Origin of the sequence: Streptomyces sp. CB01249 (genome assembly GCF_001905735.1) — a bacterium.
Taxonomy (GTDB): Bacteria; Actinomycetota; Actinomycetes; order Streptomycetales; family Streptomycetaceae; genus Streptomyces.
This window is the reverse complement of the sequence record NZ_LISW01000004.1, coordinates 300705-320808: the sequence shown is the minus strand read 5'-3', so window position 1 is coordinate 320808 and position 20104 is coordinate 300705. Positions and strand designations below refer to the sequence as shown.

The 20104-nt window shown below is 72.2% G+C and carries 19 protein-coding genes; 9 read left to right on the top strand and 10 right to left on the bottom strand.

What is annotated here, in order from left to right; genetic code table 11:
* Position 1: 1 nt before the first annotated feature.
* From AMK18_RS21070 to AMK18_RS21055, 4 genes are all read left to right on the top strand, one after another.
* Positions 2 to 1828: an acyl-CoA dehydrogenase gene (locus AMK18_RS21070; RefSeq protein ID WP_073863920.1), complete on the top strand. Its 1827-nt coding sequence runs from the start codon at positions 2 to 4 to the stop codon at positions 1826 to 1828.
* Positions 1829 to 1956: 128 nt separating this feature from the next.
* A complete protein-coding gene (locus tag AMK18_RS21065) occupies positions 1957 to 3255 on the top strand; it encodes a M18 family aminopeptidase (protein WP_073864208.1) in 1299 nt (432 codons plus the stop codon).
* A 124-nt stretch (positions 3256 to 3379) separates the two neighbouring features.
* Entirely contained in the window at positions 3380 to 3598 is a 219-nt protein-coding gene (locus AMK18_RS21060) for a DUF6458 family protein (protein WP_018101993.1), read from the top strand.
* 111 nt (positions 3599 to 3709) lie between these two features.
* Positions 3710 to 6541, top strand: coding sequence for an AfsR/SARP family transcriptional regulator (locus tag AMK18_RS21055; protein ID WP_073863919.1), 2832 nt, complete (start codon positions 3710 to 3712; stop codon positions 6539 to 6541).
* A gap of 26 nt (positions 6542 to 6567) precedes the next feature.
* Here the strand turns inward: AMK18_RS21055 and AMK18_RS21050 are convergent, their stop codons facing one another.
* On the bottom strand, positions 6568 to 8373 hold the full coding sequence (locus tag AMK18_RS21050) for an NHL domain-containing thioredoxin family protein (protein WP_073863918.1): 1806 nt from the start codon (positions 8371 to 8373) through the stop codon (positions 6568 to 6570).
* Between the two features lie 64 nt (positions 8374 to 8437).
* On the opposite strand from AMK18_RS21050, the gene AMK18_RS21045 reads away from it, so the two are divergent.
* Positions 8438 to 8929 carry an LURP-one-related/scramblase family protein gene (locus AMK18_RS21045; RefSeq protein WP_073863917.1) on the top strand — a complete coding sequence of 164 codons (492 nt, stop codon included), beginning with the start codon at positions 8438 to 8440 and terminating at the stop codon, positions 8927 to 8929.
* Positions 8930 to 8995: 66 nt separating this feature from the next.
* Here the strand turns inward: AMK18_RS21045 and AMK18_RS21040 are convergent, their stop codons facing one another.
* Positions 8996 to 9790, bottom strand: a complete 795-nt coding sequence (locus tag AMK18_RS21040) for a carbon-nitrogen family hydrolase (RefSeq protein WP_073863916.1) — start codon at positions 9788 to 9790, stop codon at positions 8996 to 8998.
* 179 nt (positions 9791 to 9969) lie between these two features.
* Between AMK18_RS21040 and AMK18_RS21035 the strand changes: the two genes are divergently transcribed.
* On the top strand, positions 9970 to 10794 hold the full coding sequence (locus tag AMK18_RS21035) for a maleylpyruvate isomerase family mycothiol-dependent enzyme (protein ID WP_018101988.1): 825 nt from the start codon (positions 9970 to 9972) through the stop codon (positions 10792 to 10794).
* A gap of 68 nt (positions 10795 to 10862) precedes the next feature.
* Here the strand turns inward: AMK18_RS21035 and AMK18_RS21030 are convergent, their stop codons facing one another.
* From AMK18_RS21030 to AMK18_RS21015, 4 genes are all read right to left on the bottom strand, one after another.
* The gene (locus AMK18_RS21030; RefSeq protein ID WP_073863915.1) at positions 10863 to 12173 is read right to left on the bottom strand and encodes an MFS transporter; all 1311 of its coding nucleotides are present in this window, start codon (positions 12171 to 12173) and stop codon (positions 10863 to 10865) included.
* On the bottom strand, positions 12170 to 12844 hold the full coding sequence (locus AMK18_RS21025; RefSeq protein ID WP_026171376.1) for a GntR family transcriptional regulator: 675 nt from the start codon (positions 12842 to 12844) through the stop codon (positions 12170 to 12172). The genes AMK18_RS21030 and AMK18_RS21025 overlap by 4 nt, the downstream gene beginning before the upstream one ends.
* A 71-nt stretch (positions 12845 to 12915) precedes the next feature.
* Positions 12916 to 13416, bottom strand: coding sequence for a GNAT family N-acetyltransferase (locus tag AMK18_RS21020; RefSeq protein ID WP_073863914.1), 501 nt, complete (start codon positions 13414 to 13416; stop codon positions 12916 to 12918).
* A gap of 22 nt (positions 13417 to 13438) precedes the next feature.
* On the bottom strand, positions 13439 to 13759 hold the full coding sequence (locus tag AMK18_RS21015) for a hypothetical protein (RefSeq protein ID WP_018101984.1): 321 nt from the start codon (positions 13757 to 13759) through the stop codon (positions 13439 to 13441).
* Positions 13760 to 13978: 219 nt separating this feature from the next.
* Between AMK18_RS21015 and AMK18_RS21010 the strand changes: the two genes are divergently transcribed.
* Entirely contained in the window at positions 13979 to 14920 is a 942-nt protein-coding gene (locus tag AMK18_RS21010; RefSeq protein WP_198957050.1) for a D-alanyl-D-alanine carboxypeptidase family protein, read from the top strand.
* A gap of 57 nt (positions 14921 to 14977) precedes the next feature.
* Here AMK18_RS21010 and AMK18_RS21005 read toward each other — a convergent pair whose 3' ends face one another.
* Positions 14978 to 16240: an outer membrane protein assembly factor BamB family protein gene (locus tag AMK18_RS21005; RefSeq protein WP_241836610.1), complete on the bottom strand. Its 1263-nt coding sequence runs from the start codon at positions 16238 to 16240 to the stop codon at positions 14978 to 14980.
* Positions 16241 to 16540: 300 nt separating this feature from the next.
* Between AMK18_RS21005 and AMK18_RS21000 the strand changes: the two genes are divergently transcribed.
* Entirely contained in the window at positions 16541 to 17089 is a 549-nt protein-coding gene (locus AMK18_RS21000; RefSeq protein ID WP_073863912.1) for a DUF1062 domain-containing protein, read from the top strand.
* A 77-nt stretch (positions 17090 to 17166) separates the two neighbouring features.
* Here the strand turns inward: AMK18_RS21000 and AMK18_RS20995 are convergent, their stop codons facing one another.
* Entirely contained in the window at positions 17167 to 17589 is a 423-nt protein-coding gene (locus AMK18_RS20995) for a MarR family winged helix-turn-helix transcriptional regulator (protein ID WP_018101980.1), read from the bottom strand.
* Positions 17590 to 17758: 169 nt separating this feature from the next.
* Here AMK18_RS20995 and eno point away from each other — a divergent pair, with 169 nt between their 5' ends.
* A complete protein-coding gene (gene eno / locus AMK18_RS20990; RefSeq protein ID WP_073863911.1) occupies positions 17759 to 19039 on the top strand; it encodes a phosphopyruvate hydratase in 1281 nt (426 codons plus the stop codon).
* Positions 19040 to 19042: 3 nt separating this feature from the next.
* Here the strand turns inward: eno and AMK18_RS20985 are convergent, their stop codons facing one another.
* Positions 19043 to 19495 carry a DUF2690 domain-containing protein gene (locus AMK18_RS20985; RefSeq protein WP_073863910.1) on the bottom strand — a complete coding sequence of 151 codons (453 nt, stop codon included), beginning with the start codon at positions 19493 to 19495 and terminating at the stop codon, positions 19043 to 19045.
* 59 nt (positions 19496 to 19554) lie between these two features.
* Positions 19555 to 20010 (bottom strand): DUF2690 domain-containing protein, encoded by a 456-nt coding sequence (locus AMK18_RS20980; protein WP_073863909.1) that lies wholly within the window; start codon positions 20008 to 20010, stop codon positions 19555 to 19557.
* Positions 20011 to 20104: the final 94 nt, after the last annotated feature.

Sequence of the window (20104 nt, the reverse complement as noted above, 5' to 3'; positions counted from 1 at the left end):
CATGGGGCACTACAAGTCGAATCTCCGCGACATCGAGTTCAACCTCTTCGAGGTCCTCGGGCGCGACAAGCTGTACGGCACCGGACCGTTCGCGGAGATGGACGTCGACACCGCGAAGAGCATCCTCGAGGAGGTCGCCCGCCTCGCCGAGAACGAGCTCGCCGACTCCTACGCGAACGCCGACCGCAACCCGCCGGTCTTCGACCCGGAGACCAACACGGCGCCGGTCCCCGACACGTTCAAGAAGTCGTACCAGGCGTTCATGGACTCCGAGTACTGGCGCCTGGGCCTGCCGGAGGAGATCGGCGGCACCACCTCGCCCCGCTCCCTGATCTGGGGCTACGCGGAGCTGCTGCTCGGCTCGAACCCGGCCGTCTGGATGTACTCCTCGGGCCCGGCGTTCGCCGGCATCCTCTTCGAGGAGGGCAACGAGGCGCAGAAGAAGGTCGCCGAGATCGCCGTCGAGAAGCAGTGGGGCTCGACGATGGTGCTGACCGAGCCGGACGCCGGCTCCGACGTCGGCGCGGGCCGCACGAAGGCCGTCGAGCAGGAGGACGGCTCCTGGCACATCGAGGGCGTGAAGCGCTTCATCACCTCGGGCGAGCACGACATGTCGGAGAACATCCTCCACTACGTGCTGGCGCGCCCCGAGGGCGCGGGCCCGGGCACCAAGGGCCTCTCCCTCTTCCTGGTCCCGAAGTACCACTTCGACTGGACCACCGGCGAGCTGGGCGAGCGCAACGGCGTCTACGCGACGAACGTCGAGCACAAGATGGGCCTCAAGGCGTCCAACACCTGCGAGATGACGTTCGGCGACCGCCACCCCGCCAAGGGCTGGCTCATCGGCGACAAGCACGACGGCATCCGCCAGATGTTCCGCATCATCGAGTTCGCCCGCATGATGGTCGGCACGAAGGCCATCGCCACGCTCTCCACCGGCTACCTGAACGCGCTGGAGTACGCCAAGGAGCGCGTCCAGGGCACCGACCTGTCGCAGTTCATGGACAAGGCCGCGCCGAAGGTCACCATCACGCACCACCCCGACGTGCGCCGCTCGCTGATGACGCAGAAGGCGTACGCGGAGGGCATGCGCGCCCTCGTCCTCTACACCGCCTCCGTCCAGGACGCGATCCAGGAGAAGGAGGCCGCGGGCGAGGACGCCAAGGCGCTGCACGGCCTCAACGACCTGCTCCTCCCGATCGTCAAGGGCTACGGCTCCGAGAAGTCGTACGAGCAGCTGGCGCAGTCGCTCCAGACGTTCGGCGGCTCCGGGTACCTCCAGGAGTACCCGGTCGAGCAGTACATCCGCGACGCCAAGATCGACACCCTGTACGAGGGCACCACGGCCATCCAGGGCCAGGACTTCTTCTTCCGGAAGATCGTCCGCGACCAGGGTGCCTCGCTCAACGCGCTCTCCGAGGAGATCAAGAAGTTCCTCGCTGGCGCCCAGGACCACGAGGAGCTGTCCGGTGCGCTGGACAGCCTCGCGAAGGCCGCGGTGGACCTGGAGGCGATCGTCGGCACGATGATCACCGACCTCACCGCGACCGGCGAGGACGTGAAGAACATCTACAAGGTGGGCCTCAACACCACCCGCCTGCTGCTGGCCTCCGGCGACGTCGTCGTCGGCTACCTGCTCCTCAAGGGTGCGGCCGTGGCCGCCGAGAAGCTGCCGACCGCCTCCGCGAAGGACGTCCCCTTCTACCAGGGCAAGATCGCCGCCGCGAAGTTCTTCGCCGCGAACGTCCTCCCGGGCGTCGGCGCCGAGCGTGCGCTCGCCGAGGCCGTCGACAACTCCCTGATGGAGCTGGACGAGGCCGCCTTCTAGGAGCCGTCCCGCACCTCTGCCGGCCGCCGCCCCCGGATCCGATTCCGGGGGCGGCGGCCGCATGATGGGCGCGGGGGCCGGGGGACGGCAGGGAATCCTTTCGGCCACGTCTGGCTACAGTGAAGAACATGAGCTCCTCCCTCCGCTTCGACCGCGGGCACACCGACGATCTGATGGCCTTCCTGATGGCCTCACCCTCCCCGTACCACGCCGTGGCCACCGCCGCCGCCCGGCTGGAGAAGGCCGGATTCCGGCAGGTGGAGGAGACCGCGGCCTGGGACGGAACCACCGGCGGCAAGTACGTCCTGCGCGGTGGCGCGATCGTCGCCTGGTACGTGCCGGAGGGCGCCGGGGCGCACACCCCGTTCCGGATCGCCGGTGCGCACACCGACTCGCCGAACCTCCGGGTCAAGCCGATTCCGGACACCGGCGCGTACGGCTGGCGCCAGGTCGCCGTGGAGATCTACGGCGGCACCCTGCTGAACACCTGGCTGGACCGCGACCTCGGTCTCGCCGGCCGGATCTCGCTGCGCGACGGAACGGACCTGCTGGTTTCCATCGACCGCCCGCTGCTGCGCGTACCCCAGCTCGCCGTGCACCTGGACCGGTCGGCCAACACCGACGGGCTCAAGCTGGACCGGCAGAAGCACATGCAGCCGATCTGGGGGCTCGGGGACGTCGAGGAGGGCGACCTCATCCGGTTCGTCGCCGAGGAGGCGGGCGTCGACGCCGAGGACATCACCGGCTGGGACCTGATGCCGCACCCGGTCGAGCCCCCGGCCTACCTGGGCCGCGACCGCGAGCTGCTGGCCGGGCCGCGCATGGACAACCTGCTCTCGGTGCACGCGGCGACCGCCGCGCTGGCCGCCGTCGCCGGACAGCCCGACTCCGAACTGCCGTACATCCCGGTGATGGCCGCCTTCGACCACGAGGAGAACGGCTCCCAGTCGGACACCGGCGCGGACGGACCGCTGCTCGGCACGGTCCTGGAGCGCTCGGTCTTCGCCCGGGGCGGTGGTTACGAGGACCGCGCCCGCGCCTTCGCCGGCACGGTCTGCCTCTCCTCGGACACCGGCCACGCGATCCACCCGAACTACGCTGAGCGCCACGACCCCACGCACCACCCGGTCGTCAACGGCGGACCGATCCTCAAGGTCAACGTCAACATGCGGTACGCCACCGACGGCGGCGGCCGGTCCGTGTTCGCGGCGGCCTGCGAGAAGGCGGGCGTGCCGTGGCAGACGTTCGTCTCCAACAACGCGATGCCCTGCGGCACGACGATCGGCCCGATCACCGCGGCCCGGCACGGCATCAAGACCGTCGACATCGGCGTCGCCATCCTGTCCATGCACAGCGCCCGTGAGCTGTGCGGCGCGGACGACCCGTACCTCCTCGCGAACGCGCTGGCGTCCTTCCTGGCCGGCTGAGGCCCGGGCTTCCGGGGGCGGGCGGGAGGCTTCCCAACCTCCCGCCCGCGCATGCTCGTTGCCGACCCGGGTACGCGCTCCGTACACGGCCCGGAGGTCCCGGGCCGCCTGGGAGGCGGAACTCATGGGACTCGGCGGATGCATTCTCCTCATCGGCGCTGGGGCGATCCTCGCCTTCGCGACCGACTGGCACCTGGACAGCGTCAACGTCGATCTGGTCGGCTGGATCATGATGATCGTCGGCATCATCGGCGTCTTCGTCTACGCGAGCGTCATCCGGCGCCGCCGGATGGTCGTGCCGCCCACCACGACGGTCGTCTCCGACGACGAACGGCACCTGTGACCGGGGGCGATCCGGCCACACCCCCGGAACGCCACGGCGGAATCCCCGATATTCTGGGCACTTGTCCGTGACCCGGAACCGGGCGCGTCAGACCCCGAAGGGGAGCCGCTCGTGGAGTTCCGGCTGCTCGGCACCGTCTGCGTCGACACGCTGACCGGGCCGCTGCCCCTCGGTCCCGCCAAGCGCCGCAGCCTGCTCGCGGCCCTGCTGCTGCACGCCAACACCCCCGTGTCCATGGCGCGGCTGACCGACTGCCTGTGGGACGAGGAGCCTCCGCTCCACGCCCGCACGGTCATCCAGGGCCATGTCTCGCGGCTGCGCGCCCTGCTGGTCGGCGCGGACGCGCAGGCGTACGGGGTCGAGCTGGCGACGCTCGGCGACGCGTACGTCCTCCGGGCGCCGGAGACCCTGCTGGACTCCCAGCGGTTCGAGGAACTGCTGATGCTGGCCCGCGAGCAGCGGGATCCCGCCGACACGGTGCTGATGCTGAAGGAGGCCCTGTCGCTCTGGCAGGGCCCCGCCCTCACCGGCACCTTCGCGAGCGCCCCGCTCCAGGCGGCCGCCCACGCCCTGGAGGAGTCCCGCCTCTCGACGGTCGAGCAGCTGGCCCGCGCGTACGGGGAGCTGGGCGAACACCACCGCGCGGCGGCGGTCCTGCGCGTGGAGGCCGTCGCCCACCCCCTGCGCGAGTCCCTGGCGGCGGCCCTGATGACCGCCCTCCACCGCTCGGGCCGCCAGTCCGAGGCCCTGGACTGCTTCCACCGCACCCGCCGCCTGCTCGCGGACGAACTGGGCATCGACCCGGGCCGCGAGCTGGCGGACGCGTACGCGCGCATTCTGCGCGGGGAGGGGGGCGGCGGGCCCGTTGCTCCTGGGGACACCGCCGAGGCCGCGGGCCCGCCCGTGCACGGCGGCGGCCCCGCCGCACCGCACGCCTCCGGCGGGACGCAGGTCATCGCGCCCCGGGCGGCCGTCGCACCGGTGCACGCCCCGCCCGCCCCGTACGCCGCCGCAGGCGCACCCGCGCCCGTCGCCGATCTGCTGCCGCGCGCGCCGCGCGGGTTCCACGGGCGGGGCACCGAGCTGACCGCGCTCTCGCGGGCCGCGGCCGGGGAGGCGCCCGTGTGCCTGGTCACCGGTCCGGCGGGGGTCGGGAAGACGGCGCTGGCGCTGCACTGGGCGCGGCGAACCCCCGCCGCCTTCCCGGACGGGCGGCTCTTCGCGGACCTGCGCGGATTCGGGGACACCGCGGAGCCGACCCCGCTCGAAGTGCTGCGGGAGTTCCTGCTCGCGCTCGGCGTCGCGCCCCGCCGGGTGCCGGAGTCCATGGCCGGAGCGGCGGCCCTGTTCCGCTCGCTCACCGACCGGCTCAGCCTCCTCGTCGTGCTGGACAACGCCCGGGACTCCGCGCAGGTCAGGCCGCTGCTGCCGGGCGGCGCGGACTGCGTCACGCTGGTCACCAGCCGGCACCGGCTCGACGGGCTGATCGCCTCGGACGCGGCCGTCCCGGTCCCGGTGGACATACTCGAACCGACGGACGGCACCGCGCTGCTGGCCGGGGTGCTCGGCGAGGAACGGGTCCTCGCGGAACCGGTGGCGGCCCGGCGGCTCGCCGAGCTCTGCGGCGGACTGCCCCTCGCCCTGCGGGTGACGGCGGCCCGGCTGGCGGGGCGCCCGCAGTGGACGCTGGCCGCGATGGCCGAAGAACTCGCGGACGAGCGCAGCCGGCTGTCCTATCTGGACGTGGAGGACACCGGAGTGTCCGCCGCCCTGCGGCTCACCGTGCAGCAGCTGCCGCCGGACGCCGTCCACCACCTCGGCCGCCTCGGCCACCACCCGGGCAGCCACTTCGACCCGTACACCGCGGCCGCGCTCGCCGGCAGCGACCCGGTCACCGCCGGGGCGGCGCTGGAACGGCTGGCCGCCGCCCACCTGGTCACGGAGGCGGGCCCCGGCCGCTGGATACTCCACGACCTGGTGCGGCTGTACGCGCGGGGACTCGACCCGGCGGCGGCGCCGGACGCGCTCATCGGGGTGCTGGACCACTACATCGCCACCGCGCTCGCCGCCGCCGACACGGCGGAACCGGGCGGCGAGCCCTGCTTCGTGCTGCCCGCCGACTTCCACGCGCCCACCGCGACCCGGGACTTCACGGACCGGGCGGAGGCGATGAGCTGGCTGGCCGCGGAACGCGAGGACCTGACCCTGGCGGCCGCAGCGGCCCGGGCCGCCGGGCTCGACGACCGGGCGTGGCGGATCATCCTGCTCCAGTGGCCGCACGTGGTGTGGCGGGTCCGGGACGGCTGGACCCCGATGCTGGATCTCGCCCTGGCGGCGGCCGTCGCCCGCGAGGACCCGTACGCCGAGTCCCGGGTCCGCAATCTGCTCGGCTGGGTGCTGACGGAGGAGGGCAGGACCGGCGAGGCCGTCGCCATGCTGGAGCCCTCGCCCGGACTCGCCCGGCAGGCGGGGGACCGGCTCGGCGAGGCGACGGCGCTCATCAACCTGGCCATCGTCCAGGCCGAGCAGGGCGGCCTCGACGTGGCGATGGAGGGCTGCGAACGGGCCCTCGAACTGGCCCGCGAGGAGCCCGACGCGCACACCGAGATGCTCGCGCTCCAGCACCTGGCCCGGATGCAGCTCACGGCGGGCCGCCCGCAGGACGCCCTGGACTCCGCCCGGACCGCCTTCGACCTGGGCCCCGAGCACGAGGAGGCGGCCCGCCGGGTGCTGCTGCTGTCCGTCAGCGGCGAGGCCCGCCTCGCCCTGGGCGCGGAGGAGGAGGGCATCCGCCTCCTGGACGAGGCCGCCGCCGAGGCGGAGCGCGCCGGATACGACGAGGGCGCGGTCCGGGCCCTGGAGGCGCTGCTCCGGGTGACGGCGAGCCCGGACCACGTACGCCGCCGCACCGAGGCGACCCGCCGCCTGACGGCTGACGGCTGACGGCTGACGGCTGACGGCTGACGGCTCTAAGCGTCCATCCCCGCGAGGACCAGCGGGAGCCGGGCCGCGCCGCCCTCCGTGACGCGGACGGGGACGCCCCAGTCCTGCTGGTGGACGTGGCAGGCCGGGTACTCGTTCGCCGGGTCGTCGTCGCAGGACGCGGCCATCGCGGAGACGTGCAGGACGCCCTCGGTGACGCCGTCCGCGAGGACGAGGTCCCGGAAGAGGTCGGTGCCCGCGCCCTCGCCCTCGGCCAGCAGCCCGGGCGGGGTCGAGGAGACCAGCAGGCGGGTCGACGGACCGTACCGGGTGTCCAGCTTCTGCCCGGCCGGGGCCTGGAAGACGACGTCGAGCCGGAGCGCGCCGGGGGCGACCTCGGTGGCGGCCCGCTGGGTGCGGTGCGCCTGTTCGGCGACGCGTACCGCCTCCTCGGGCAGCCGCAGCCGGGTCAGCCGGTGCCGGGCGGACTCCACGACGACGAGGTCGCCGTCCACCAGCACGGCGTCGCTGGGCTCCCGCAGGTCCGTGGCCAGGGTGGTGACCTCACCGCTCGCCGGGTCGTACCGGCGCAGGGCGTGGTTGTACGTGTCGCAGACGGCGACGGACCCGTCGGGCAGGGCGGTCACGCCGAGGGGGTGCTGGAGCAGGGCCTGGTCGGCGGCGCCGTCCCGGTGGCCGAAGTCGAAGAGGCCGGTGCCGACGGCGGTGTGCACGGCGCCCTCGCGGTCGACCCAGCGGAGCGCGGACGTCTCCGAGTCGGCGATCCACAGCCGCTCCTCGGTCGCCGCGAGCCCGGACGGCTGGGCGAACCACGCCTCCGCGCCGGGCCCGTCGACCAGGCCCTCGTTGGTGGTCCCGGCGGTGACCCGTACGGTGCCGTCCTCGGGGTCGTACGTCCACAGCTGGTGCACCCCGGCCATGGCGATCCAGAGCCGGCCGTCGAACCAGGCGACGTCCCACGGCGAGGAGAGGTCCACCTCGCGGGCCGGGCCGCTGGTGGGCGCCCCCTGCCACCACTGGCGGCCGGTACCGGCGAGGGTGGTCGTCTCCCCGGTCGTGAGGTCGAGGGCGCGGATGGCGTGGTTGACGGTGTCGGCGACCGCGATCCGCCCGTCGGGCAGCAGGGCGAGCCCCTGCGGCTCGCTGAAGCGGACCTGGTCGGGACCGCCGTCCGCGAACCCGCGCTCGCCCGCCCCGAAGTGCCGGCGCACGGTCTCGCCGTCCGGGTCCAGCTCGACCAGCCGGTGCCGGGTGGTGTCGGAGACCAGGAAGCCGCCGTCCGCGAGGAGCAGCGCCTTGCCGGGGAACCGCAGATGCGTGGCGACCGGCTCCGGTGCGACGTACGGCCCGTCCCCGCGTCGCAGGGTGCCCTTCGCCGCGTGCTCCGCCTCCAGCTCCTCGACCAGCTTCTCGATGGCGTGGGCGTGGCCCTCACCGGCGTGCTGGGCGACGACATAGCCCTCGGGGTCGATGACGACGAGCGTGGGCCAGGCGCGCACGGCGTACTGCTTCCAGGTGGCGAGCTCGGGGTCGTCGAGGACCGGGTGGTGGACCTCGTACCGCTCGACCGCGTCCACGACGGCCTGGTGCTCCGCCTCGTGCACGAACTTCGGGGAGTGCACGCCGATGATCACGACGGTGTCGCGGTGCTTCTCCTCCAGCTCGCGCAGCTCATCGAGAACATGCAGGCAGTTCACACAGCAGAAGGTCCAGAAGTCGAGGATGACGATGCGTCCTCGCAGGTCGGCGAGGGTGTACTGCCGGTCGCCTGTATTGAGCCAGCCGCCCTTGCCGATGAGTTCGGGGGCCCTGACGCGCGCACGTGTTGCCATGAGACCAGTCAACATCACCGTGGCGTTCCCGCATTCCACAGGTGGCTCGGGGAACCTGTGAGCCATGAGACTTCTCGTGCGTGAGCGCATTTTCGGCATCGGTGACGACTACTGGATCGAGGACGCGGACGGCCGCAAGGTCTTCCTGGTCGACGGCAAGGCCATGCGGGTGCGCGACACCTTCGAGCTGAAGGACGCGCAGGGCCGGATCGTCGTGGAGATCCGCCAGAAGCTCCTGAGTCTGCGCGACACGATGCTGATCGAGCGGGACGGCGAACAGCTCGCCAAGGTCAAGAAGAAGCATCTGTCGCTGCTCCGCAACCACTACCGCGTGACCCTGGCGGACGGCACCGAGCTCGACGTCAGCGGCAAGATCCTGGACCGCGAGTTCGCCATCGACTACGACGGCGAACTGCTGGCCCAGATCTCCCGTCGCTGGCTGTCCATCCGGGACACGTACGGCATCGACATCGTGCGGGACGACGCCGACGCATCGCTGCTGATCGCGGCCGCGGTGTGCGTGATCGTGCTCGCGGAGAAGGACCACGACGACTGACCGCGCCCACCACGCGAAGGGCCCCTTGTTTCACGTGAAACCGTGAGACGAGGGGCCCTTCGCGCTTCAGATCTTCGGTGCGGACAGTCCCAGTCGCCGGTCCTTCAGCGCCGGGAACTGGTCCCGGGTCGCCGCGACCTTGGCCGTGTCCAGCTCCACGGTCAGCACCTCCTCGTCCGCGCCCGCCTCCGCGAGCACCTCGCCCCAGGGGTCCACGACGAGGGAGTGCCCGGCCTGCTGGATGCCCGCGTGCGTACCGGCGGAGCCGACGGCGAGGACGTACGCCTGGTTCTCGACGGCACGGGCCTGAGCGAGCAGCGTCCAGTGGGCGCGGCGGCGCTCCGGCCACCCGGCGGCGACGACGAGGGTTTCGGCCCCGGCGTCGACCAGGCCCCGGAAGAGCTCCGGGAAGCGGAGGTCGTAGCAGGTGGCGAGGCCGAGCGTGGTCTCCGGGAGGGCGACGGTGACCAGGTCATCGCCGGCGCCCATCATGACCGCCTCGCCCTGGTCGAAGCCGAAGCGGTGGATCTTGCGGTAGGCGGCGGCCCGCTCGCCCTCGGGGGAGAAGACGAGCGTGGTGTTGTAGAGGGTGCCGTCCCCGGCCCGTTCCACGAAGGAACCGGCGTGCAGCCAGACCCCGGCCTCGGCGGCGGCCTTGGCCATCACCTCGTGCGTCGGGCCCGTCAGCGGCTCGGCCTCGTCCTCGAAGGCCGTATAGGCGAAGGCTCCGACCGGCCACAGTTCGGGCAGGACCACCAGATCCGCGCCCCGCTGCGACGCCACCAGCGAGGCGGCGCGTTCCCTGCGGGAACCGACGGGTTCGTCCGGGTCTACTGCGATCTGGATGAGGGAGGCGCGCACACTACCACCGTCCTGGCATTCGAGCCGTCAACACCGGCCTACGATCGTCACACGAAAGCACTGCCGGGGTGCCTGCTCGCAGCGTAACTTAGCCACCGAACCTCATTGCTGCCCGCAGCCCGCAGCCCGACCGTCCGCGCCCAGTTGCCCATGCACCGCAGAACCGCACGAGGGGTCCCGTGACCGTCCATCCCAGCCTCCAGACCTACGCCGACGCCTGGACCCACTCCATCGAGTCCATAGCCGAGCTGGTGAGCCCGCTCGCCGAGGGGGAGTGGAACGGCCGCACACCCTGCCCCAACTGGTCCGTGCGCGACATCGTGTCGCACATCATCGGCATGGAGTGCGAACAGCTCGGCGACCCGCGCCCGATCCACACCCTGCCGCGCGACCTGTTCCACGTGCAGAGCGAGTTCGCCCGCTACATGGAGATGCAGGTCGACGTCAGGCGCCACCACACCGCGCCGGAGATGACCTCGGAGCTGGAGTACACGATCATCCGGCGCTCCCGCCAGCTGCGGAACGAGACGCGGGACCCGGAGACCATGGTGCGGGCGCCGCTGGGCAAGGAGCAGACCCTGGAGACGGCGCTGCGGATGCGCGCGTTCGACGTCTGGGTGCACGAGCAGGACCTGCGGACGACGCTGGGCAAGCCCGGGAACCTGGACTCCCCCGGCGCCCTGGTCGCCCGCGACATCCTGCTGCTGGGGCTGCCGAAGGTGGTGGCCAAGAGCGCGGGCGCACCGGCCAACTCCGCCGTGGTGCTGGACGTCCACGGGCCGCTGGAGTTCATGCGCACGGTACGGGTCGACGCCGAGGGGCGCGGTTCGCTGGACGTCGCCCCGTCGCTCGGGCCCGTCGCGACGCTGTCCATGGACTGGGAGACGTACGTACGGCTGGCCTGCGGCCGGGTGCGGCCCGCCGCCGTGGCGGACCGGATCAAGACCGAGGGCGACCAAGAGCTGGCCGACGCCATCCTCCAGCACTTCGCCGTCACCCCGTAGACGACCCCCGGCACACAGCGGCGCCCGCCCCCACGAGGGGGACGGGCGCGCCGCCGTTCCGGGCCGGTTCACACCGGCACGTGCACCGCTTCCACCCGGCTGATCACATGGTGATCGCGCTCGCGGCGCGCCGCCCTCGCGCGCAGCCGCAGGATCTGCGTAACGCCCAGCGCCTCCAGGACGAAGACCGACGAGAACGCCACCCGGTAGTTGTCACCGGTCGCGTCCAGCAGCACGCCGACCGCCAGCAGCGTGGTCATCGAGGCGACGAAGCCGCCCATGTTGACGATGCCGGACGCGGTGCCCTGGCGCTCCGGCGGGTTGGCCGGGCGGGAGAAGTCGAAGCCGATCATGGAGGCGGGCCCGCACGCCCCGAGCACCACGCACAGGACGACCAGCAGCCACATCGGCGCGTGGTCCCCGGGGTGGAAGATCGTCACCGCCCACAGCGTGGCCGTCGTGCCGACCGTGCCGAGGGCGAGCGGGACGCGGACCGCGTGGTGACGGGCGATCAGCTGCCCGTAGACGAGCCCCAGCATCATGTTCGAGAGGACCACCAGGGTCAGCAGCTCACCGGCGGTCCCCCGGTCGAGCCCCTGGTCCTCGACCAGGAACGGCATGCCCCACAGCAGCAGGAACACCATCGCCGGGAACTGCGTGGTGAAGTGCACCCACATCCCGAGCCGGGTCCCGGGCTCCCGCCAGGAGGCCGCGATCTGCTTGCGGACGTACGCCCCGCCGGCGTGCTGGGCGGGCGGCGGCTCGTAGCCCTCGGGGTGGTCCTTGAGGAAGAGCAGGAGCAGCACCAGCACCACGACCCCGGCCAGCGAGCTGCCGACGAAGGTGGTCGTCCAGCCGAAGCCGTGCAGGGCGCGGGCGATGACCAGCGTGGAGATCAGGTTGCCCGCCATCCCGAAGAGGGCGGCGACCTGGCCGATCAGCGGGCCGCGCCGGGCCGGGAACCAGCGCGTCCCCAGCCGGAGCACGCTGATGAACGTCATCGCGTCGCCGCACCCCAGCAGCGCGCGGGAGGCGAGCGCGGTGCCGTACGAGGGGGAGAGCGCGAAACCGAGCTGGCCGAGGGTGAACAGGACGGCCCCGAGGGTGAGGACCCGCTTGGTGCCGAGCCGGTCGACCATCAGGCCGACGGGTATCTGCATGCCCGCGTAGACGAGCAGCTGGAGGATGGAGAAGGTGGAGAGCGCCGAGGCGTTGACGTCGAACCGGTCGGCGGCGTCGAGTCCGGCGACGCCGAGGCTGGTCCGGAAGATGATGGCGACGAAGTAGACGGCGACGCCGATGCCCCAGACCCAGGCGGCGCGACGGCCGCCGGGCGGGTCACCGGGCAGGGGCAGGGTGGGCGCGGCGGCGGAACTCACCGGTCCTCACCCCGGACCAGCACCTTGACCCGGCCGACGTGGCGGCGCACGACCTGGGCGGCGCCCTCGGCGTCACCGGACCTGATCGCCTCCAGCAGCTCGCCGTGCTCCGCGATGTTGGCGGCGATCCTGTCCGGGTGGGCCTCCATGACGGCGACGCCCATCCGCAGCTGGCGGTCGCGCAGCTGGTCGTAGAGGCGGGACAGGATCTCGTTGCCCGCGTGGCGGACGATCTCGGCGTGGAAGCAGCGGTCCTTCACGGAGACGGTGGCCAGGTCGCCGGTGTCGGAGAAGTGCCGCTGCTCCTCCAGGAGCGCTTCGAGCCGGCTGATCAGCTGCGGGGATGCGGGCACCGCCTTGCGGGCGGCGAACTCCTCGACCAGCAGCCGGGTCTCCACCACGTCCGCGATCTCCTGGGCGGAGACGGCGAGCACCAGGGCGCCCTTCTTCGGGTAGAGCTTGATCAGCCCCTCGACCTCCAGGCGCAGCAGCGCCTCGCGCACCGGGGTGCGCGAGACCCCCACGGCCTCGGCGAGGCCGCCCTCGGTGAGCAGGGTGCCGCCCTCGTAGCGGCGGTCCAGGACGGCGTCCTTGACGTGCGTGTAGACGCGCTCGGCGGCCGGGGGCTGCTTCGCGGGCGGGGTCACGGGGGCGGGTGCGGGGGCAGGCATGGACACAGCATAGATACAACATGCACGCAAGTGCCGTCCCGTCCACGATGTGGGCGCCGGGGCCGGTCCTGCTACCGCCCGACGGCCAGCAGCAGCGTCGTGCTCCCGTCCTCCTCGGTGATGTCCCTGACGTGCTGGAACCCCACCTTCCGCAGGGCTGCCAGCGACGCCGCGTTCGGCTCGGCCACGGTCGCGTAGACCTGGTCCAGGTCCAGCACCTCGAAGCCGTACGCGACGATCGTCCGTGCGAGTTCGGTGCCGAGGCCCTGGCCCCACGCCTCGGGGGCGAGGCCGTAGATCAGCTCGTGCCCCTCCACGGCCTTGGCCGGTTTGATCTCCGCGTGGCCGACCGTCCTGCCGTCCCGGCGCACGGCCCAGACGTCGAAGCCCTCGCCGCCGTAGGCGTGCGTGAAGATGCGGGAGAACGTGGTGCGGTACTGCTCCTCGGGCCACGGCCCGTCGCCCATCCAGCGGGAGACGCGGGGGTCCAGGAAGAGGGCGACGAAGTCCTCCTCGTCGGCGGGCACATACGGTTCGAGGACCAGGCGCGCACTGCGCAGGGAAGGCGTCATGCCGGGGACGCTATCCCGGCGGCTACGCGGAGGACCCGTCGTTTTCCACCAGCCGCAGCGTCGGGCGCCGGGGCGCGAACTCGCCGAGGCCGAGCGCGGCCTCGCGCCAGTGCGCGGCCAGTTCGAGCAGCCGCTCCTCGTCCTGGCGGTAGTCCGGCGCCGGTACGTCCGGCACGGTCCGCCACAGGATCGTCGCGGCGAAGCGGACCGCGTGCAGCGCGGCCGTCGTATGCGCCTCGACCCCGTCCTCGCCCAGCTGCCGCAGCGCCTCCAGGCGCTCGGCGAGGGCGACGAGCTCGCCGTATGCCCTGACGGACTCCTGCGCACGCACGACATCGTCCACGGTGACCTCCGGCCTCTGGGGCGCTCGGATGTGACGCCGATGGTAGCCCCTGGCCACCGCCCGCCCTCGCCCCGCGAACGCCGCGGGCCGCCCCGCCACCCCTGGATGTCGTAAAAAATCACCCATGAGTGGGCCCAACCATGCGGGGCAGTCGTTCGTCTTATCAGCGCGGCGGCACCCTCATGTGGCCGCCTTTCAGGGGTATTTGGAGCGTTCACTTTGAAACTCGGCATTAAGGGCATAAGGCGCGGTTCGGCAACCGTCACGGTGGCCCTCACCACGGGCGCCCTGATCGCGGGCGGCGCGTTCGCCTCCACGGCACAGGCCGCCGCTCCCAAGGCGCCCTACTTCGCCAAGGCACGGGCCGCCGCCGCTCCCAAGGCGCCCTCGATCGTCGCCAAGGGCGGCTTCGTGATGAACAACGGCACCGGAAAGACGCTGTTCACCAAGGCCGCGGACACCCGCCGCTCCACCGGCTCGACGACGAAGATCATGACAGCGCGCGTGGTGCTGGCCCAGAAGGGCCTGAACCTCGACTCCAAGGTCACGATCCAGAAGGCGTACAGCGACTACATCGTCTCCAAGGGCGCGTCCTCGGCGCGGCTGATCGTGGGCGACAAGGTCACCGTGCGCCAGCTGCTCTACGGCCTCATGCTGCCGTCGGGCTGCGACGCCGCGTACGCGCTGGCGGACAAGTTCGGCTCCGGTTCGACGCGCGCGGCGCGGGTGAAGTCGTTCATCGGCAAGATGAACAGCACCGCCAAGACGCTCGGCCTGAAGAACACGCACTTCGACTCGTTCGACGGCATAGGGAACGGGTCCAACTACTCGACCCCGCGCGACCTGACGAAGCTCGCGAGCAGCGCGATGAAGTACTCCACGTTCCGCTCGGTCGTGAAGACGAAGTCGACCAAGCAGAAGGTCACGACGAAGAGCGGCGGCTACCGCTACATGTCGTGGACCAACACGAACAAGCTGCTGGGCACGTACAGCGGCACGATCGGCATCAAGACGGGCTCCGGCCCGGCGGCCAAGTACTGCCTGGTCTTCGCCGCGACCCGCAACGGCAAGACGGTGATCGGCACGGTGCTGACCTCGTCGTCCGAGGCGAACCGCACGGCGGACGCGAAGAAGCTGATGGACTACGGCTTCAAGATGTAGGCCGCTTGTACGTGAAAGGGCCCCGCACACCTCGGCGTGCGGGGCCCTTTCACGGTCTCAGCGCTTGGCCGGAATGAACCGGGTCCCCTCCACGCCGCCGTACCGGTCGATCTCGATCGGGGCCGCGTTCGGATCGGTCTCGCGGTCCTTGCCCGTCTCGCCGTCCAGGACGACCGGCCGTCCGCCCACCTCGCCGTACAGGGCGCCGTGCCAGAAGCCGGTCACCCCGGGCACCGACCGGCCGGAGTCGGCGGACAGGACCCACTTGCGCCGGAACGTGGTCGCGTCGATGACCACGATGCCCCGGTCCGAGACGTTGTAGCCGGACTTGGAGCACGCGACCAGCGACCGCGCGTCGTCCAGGCAGCGGTAGTCCGGCTTGTCGATGATCAGGCGGAGCTTGCCGTCGACCGCGTCCACGACGTCCGTGTGGCCGTCCCGGTTCGCACTCAGCAACGTCGACGAGGCGCGGGCGGGCTGCCGGGCGCCCGCGACGGTCCACCGCTGCTTCCCCGTCTCCGCGTCGACGCCCAGCAGCCGGCCCTGGTTGTACCCGGTCTCCTCGCCACCGGCCACGACGCCCTCGGCGAGGTTCAGCGCCCGGTAGTCGCCCTTCTTCCAGCGGACGGCCCCGGTGGCGGTGTCGAGGGCGTACGTGGTGTCCGCGTCGGTGACGACCGCGGTGCCGGCGTCCACCCCGACGACCTGCGGTGCGAGGTTGCCGTCGGCGCCGATGGCGGTGGCGGCCATCCCGGTGGCGCTGGGGTCGGACGGGATCTCGGCCGACCACGTCCGCTTGCCGGTGGCCGTGTCGACGGCCACCACCTCGATGACGAACCGGTCCCGCACGGTGCCCTCGCCCGGCACCCGGCGGTCCCACGCGGCGTAGACGGTCCGCCCGTCGTCCGAGACCAGGGGCGCGACCCGCTCCGTCCCGAAGCCGCCCCGCTCCGCCTCGTGCTTGGTCGCCACATACCACTTGGAGTCGCCGGTCCGGGTGTCGATCGCGTCGATCCCCCGCTGGTTGTCGACGTACGCGACCCCGTCCGCCAGCGTCACCGAGGGCCGCAGGGCCTCCCCGCTCGACGTGCTCGGCTGCTCGGCGCCCGGCAGGTCGACCGCGTTCCCCTCGAAGCGCAGCGGCGGGTCGAACGCGGGCCGCGCCGGCTTCTTCGCGTCCCCGCCGCCCTTGGCCCCCTCGGCTGCCTTCGCGCCCGCCGCGCCGTCGCCGCCGCCCCCGCAGCCGGTCAGCGACACCGCCGCCAGCACCGCCCCGGCCGTGGCGGCCGCCCACCGGTACGCCGTCCTTCTCCCGCCCATCGCTCCCCCTGGCCAGCTCTTCGCATGCTTCGCACTCTTTGCGATCACAACGACCTTAATGGGCCCGTGTGTTGAAGGACGAGGCCGGGGCGAAAACCGGTGGCGATCCGGCGGCCCGCCCCACTACCGTCCAGCCGGGCCCGGCCGTTCGCGGCGCGGCCCCGCATCTGCCGTCCCTTGAAAGGGCGTTCCGTTGTACATCGCGTGAGACCTCCCCACTGCTGATCAGCCGCGCGTCGCACCCTGTGCGCCGTGCCGCTTCCCGCTGCGGATTTCTCACACGGAAACCGGTGTACACCTGTGCTCTCCCATTGGGCCGTCATGCCCACACGTCTGCCCCTTGTCCGGCGCCGCTGCCACGCCTGCGCGTCCGGGACCTTCCGGGCCCACGGCAAGTTCCGCGTCAACGCGCACCACAAGCTGCTCGATGCCTGGCTCCTCGCGCTCTGCACGGGGTGCGGGGACACCACCAAGGTCACGGTCCTGGAGCGCGCGCACGTCCGCTCCGTACGGCCCGGGCTGCTGGACCGGATGCACGCCAACGATCCGGTCCTGGCGGGCGAACTCCTCCGGGACGGCGTCGTGCGGCGCCGCAACCGCATCGCCCTCGACTGGACGGGCGCCTGGCGCCTGGACACCGGGGGCGACGATCACCTCGGCCGCGAGGTGGCCGAGGTGTCCGTCCGCTTCGCCGTCCCCGTTCCCGTCCGCCCGCTGCGCCTGGTCGCGGACGGCTTCGGCCTCTCGCGGGCCGAGACGGAACGCCTGCTGGCCGAGGGGAAGCTCGTCGCGCCGGTCCGCCTGACCGGGCGGACGTCGACGGACTTCGGCTTTCTGCTGAAGCGGTGAGGCGGTAAGGCGATAGGACGGTGAGGCGGCGGGGGCCGGTCCTCGACGGACCGGCCCCCGCACCACCCGTACCACCGTCAGTGCGCCGCGAGGCGTCCCACGAGCCCGATCGCGCGGGCCAGCAACGCCCGCTCCTCCTCGCTCAGTTCCGCGTCGATCGCGCGGGCCAGCCAGTCGGCCCGGCGCTCGCGCTCCTCCTCCAGGAGAGCGCGCCCGGCCTCCGACAGCTCGACCAGGCTCTTGCGGCCGTCGGTGGGATGGGCGCGGCGGGTGATCAGCCCCTGGTCCATCAGCAGCCCGACCGCGCGCGCCATGGACTGCGGCCGCACCCGCTGGTTGGCGGCGAGCTCGCTGGTGGTCAGGGCGCCGTTACGGTCCAGCTCGCCGAGCACGGCCACCTGGCCGAGCGGCATCTGGTCCTCAAGCTTCACGCGGCGGGTGAGCTTGCCCATCGCTGTGCGCAGCTCGGCGGCGATGGAGGCGGATTCCGGGAGGGGCATACCGCACTTTAGCGCGGGGGCGGAAACAGGCCAGAAGACTGCACAGCAGAACTGTTCAGCACAACTACACAGCCTCACTGAACAGCATTGCTGTAGAGTTGTTCCGCCGGGTCCCGCGCCACCGTCGTCGCAGCCGGACCGCGGCAACGCGACAACGGGAAGGACTCCCATGACCGCCATCACTTCCGTCACCGGCCGCCGCGTCCTGGACAGCCGGGGCAATCCCACCGTCGAGGTGGACGTGGTCCTGTCGGACGGCTCGCTCGGCCGGGCCGCGGTCCCCTCCGGGGCGTCGACCGGCGCCCGCGAGGCCGTGGAACTGCGCGACGGCGACCCGGCCCGCTGGCACGGCAAGGGCGTCGACCAGGCCGTGCGCCACGTCAACACCGAGCTCACCGAGGCCGTCGTCGGCCGGGACGCGGAGGACCAGGCCGGGCTGGACGCCGCGCTCGTGGCGGCCGACGGCACCGCCACGAAGTCCCGGCTCGGCGCCAACGCGATCCTGGGCGTCTCCCTCGCCGCCGCGAAGGCCGCGGCGGCCGCCCACCGCCTGCCGCTCTACCGGTACCTGGGCGGGTCGGACGCCCGGCTGCTGCCCGTCCCGATGATGAACATCGTCAACGGGGGCGCCCACGCCGACAATCCGCTGGACTTCCAGGAGTTCATGATCGCCCCGATCGGCGCGGAGACCTTCGCCGAGGCGGTCCGCATGGGCTCGGAGGTCTTCCACACCCTGCGCCGCGACCTGCTCGCCGCCGGCCACTCCACGGGCGTCGGCGACGAGGGCGGCTTCGCGCCCGCCCTCCGTACGGCGGAAGAGGCGCTGGACTTCGTCGTGGCGGCCGTCGAGCGCACGGGGTACCGGCCGGGCACGGACATCGGGCTGGTCATGGACCCGGCGACGTCGGAGTTCTTCCGCGACGGGGTGTACGACTACGCGGGCGAAGGCGTACGCCGCACCCCCGCGGAGCACGCGGACTACCTGGTGAAACTGATCGACGCCTACCCCGTCGTGTCGGTCGAGGACGCGATGGCCGAGGACGACCTGGACGGCTGGCGCGAGCTGACCGCCCGCGTCGGCGACCGCTGCCAGCTGACGGGCGACGACGTGTTCTGCACCAACGACGCGCTGCTGCGCGAGGGCATCGCCTCCGGGGTCGCCAACTCGATCCTGGTGAAGGTCAACCAGATCGGCACCCTGACGGAGGCGATGACCACGGTCTCCACCGCGCACCGCGCCGGGTACACGGTCGTCATGTCGCACCGCTCCGGCGAGACGGAGGACACCACGATCGCGGACCTGGCGGTCGCCACGGGCTGCGGCCAGATCAAGACGGGCTCCCTGTCCCGGTCCGACCGCACCGCGAAGTACAACCAGCTGATCCGCATCGAGGAGGAGCTGGGCGCGGGCGCCCGGTACGCGGGCACGGAGGCGCTGCGCGCCCGCTAGCGCTCAGTACGCCGAGGTCGTGTGCGTACCCGACTCGTCGTAGCCGATGACGTCGGAGGCGTAACCGGCGGCCCAGGAGGTGTAGCCCGCGTCGTTCAGCATCGCGCTGAAGCAGGTCTCCTGGCCGTTGGCGGCGATGCTCGGGCCGCCGCACCACTGGGTGGCGCCGTCCTGGACGCGGTTGACGTAACCGCCGAAGTTCGGCCCGTCCGAGTAGACCCGGACCCAGGTGGTGCGGCAGGCGGTGCTGTAGCGCAGCTCGACGGTGCCGACCTGGGCGCCCTTCGCGTACAGCGCCCGGGAGGCGGCCGTGACGGCGGTGGCCGAGCAGCCGGAGGAGATCGGGTCCTGGCCGTCGCGGCTCGCGGCGGAGGCGGAGCCGGTGAATCCGGTGGCGAGGGCGGCGGACGCGACGGCGATCACGGCCGTCCGCCCGAAGAGGGCCGGTATACGCATGGTTGCTCCCTGGATGTGGGTGGGGCGGATCAGCAGGACCCGGTGATGGTCTGGTCCCGTCAGTAAATGGTGGTGATGGCCTCGTTGCTCACGACCCCGTTGCGCACCTCGTAGCCGAAGGCGTACGAGGTGTAGCCGGCGTCGTTGAGCATCGGGCTGAAGCAGTAGTACTGACCGAGACTCGCGCTGTAATCGACGGAGCCGCACTCCTGCTGCGCGTAGTCCTGCGTCCGCTGCACCTTCCCGTGCAGGTACGGCTGGTCGCCCTGGACCCGCACCCAAGTGGTGCGGCAGGAAGGGCTGTACCGCAGCTCCACGACGCCGATGTAAGTCCGGCCGTCGCGGTCCAGGATGTGCGCCTGCCGTGCCGTGAACGCGTCGGACGAGCAGCCGGAGGCGTTGGGGTCGACGCCGTCCCGGGCGAGGGCGTGCGAGGTTCCGGTCATGCCCAGCGCCAGCGCGAGCGTGGAGGCGGCGACGACCGCCGCGCGCTTGGCCGTGCTGCTGAATGCCATGGGTGGCTCCTTGGGGGTGGGGGCGGCTGACGGCCGCTTCTCGCACCGACGTTGGCACGCAGGATCCGGCCCGTTCCAGCAGCTCACGTCCCTG

What these genes read in the sequence shown, in the direction of transcription:
- AMK18_RS21070 (WP_073863920.1), top strand. Translation starts at nt 2, where the DNA reads ATGGGGCACTACAAGTCGAATCTCCGCGACATCGAGTTCAACCTCTTC.
- AMK18_RS21065 (WP_073864208.1), top strand. Translation starts at nt 1,957, where the DNA reads ATGAGCTCCTCCCTCCGCTTCGACCGCGGGCACACCGACGATCTGATG.
- AMK18_RS21060 (WP_018101993.1), top strand. Translation starts at nt 3,380, where the DNA reads ATGGGACTCGGCGGATGCATTCTCCTCATCGGCGCTGGGGCGATCCTC.
- AMK18_RS21050 (WP_073863918.1), bottom strand. Translation starts at nt 8,373, where the DNA reads ATGGCAACACGTGCGCGCGTCAGGGCCCCCGAACTCATCGGCAAGGGC.
- AMK18_RS21045 (WP_073863917.1), top strand. Translation starts at nt 8,438, where the DNA reads ATGAGACTTCTCGTGCGTGAGCGCATTTTCGGCATCGGTGACGACTAC.
- AMK18_RS21025 (WP_026171376.1), bottom strand. Translation starts at nt 12,844, where the DNA reads ATGCCTGCCCCCGCACCCGCCCCCGTGACCCCGCCCGCGAAGCAGCCC.
- AMK18_RS21020 (WP_073863914.1), bottom strand. Translation starts at nt 13,416, where the DNA reads ATGACGCCTTCCCTGCGCAGTGCGCGCCTGGTCCTCGAACCGTATGTG.
- AMK18_RS21005 (WP_241836610.1), bottom strand. Translation starts at nt 16,240, where the DNA reads ATGGGCGGGAGAAGGACGGCGTACCGGTGGGCGGCCGCCACGGCCGGG.
- AMK18_RS20995 (WP_018101980.1), bottom strand. Translation starts at nt 17,589, where the DNA reads ATGCCCCTCCCGGAATCCGCCTCCATCGCCGCCGAGCTGCGCACAGCG.
- eno (WP_073863911.1), top strand. Translation starts at nt 17,759, where the DNA reads ATGACCGCCATCACTTCCGTCACCGGCCGCCGCGTCCTGGACAGCCGG.
- AMK18_RS20985 (WP_073863910.1), bottom strand. Translation starts at nt 19,495, where the DNA reads ATGCGTATACCGGCCCTCTTCGGGCGGACGGCCGTGATCGCCGTCGCG.
- AMK18_RS20980 (WP_073863909.1), bottom strand. Translation starts at nt 20,010, where the DNA reads ATGGCATTCAGCAGCACGGCCAAGCGCGCGGCGGTCGTCGCCGCCTCC.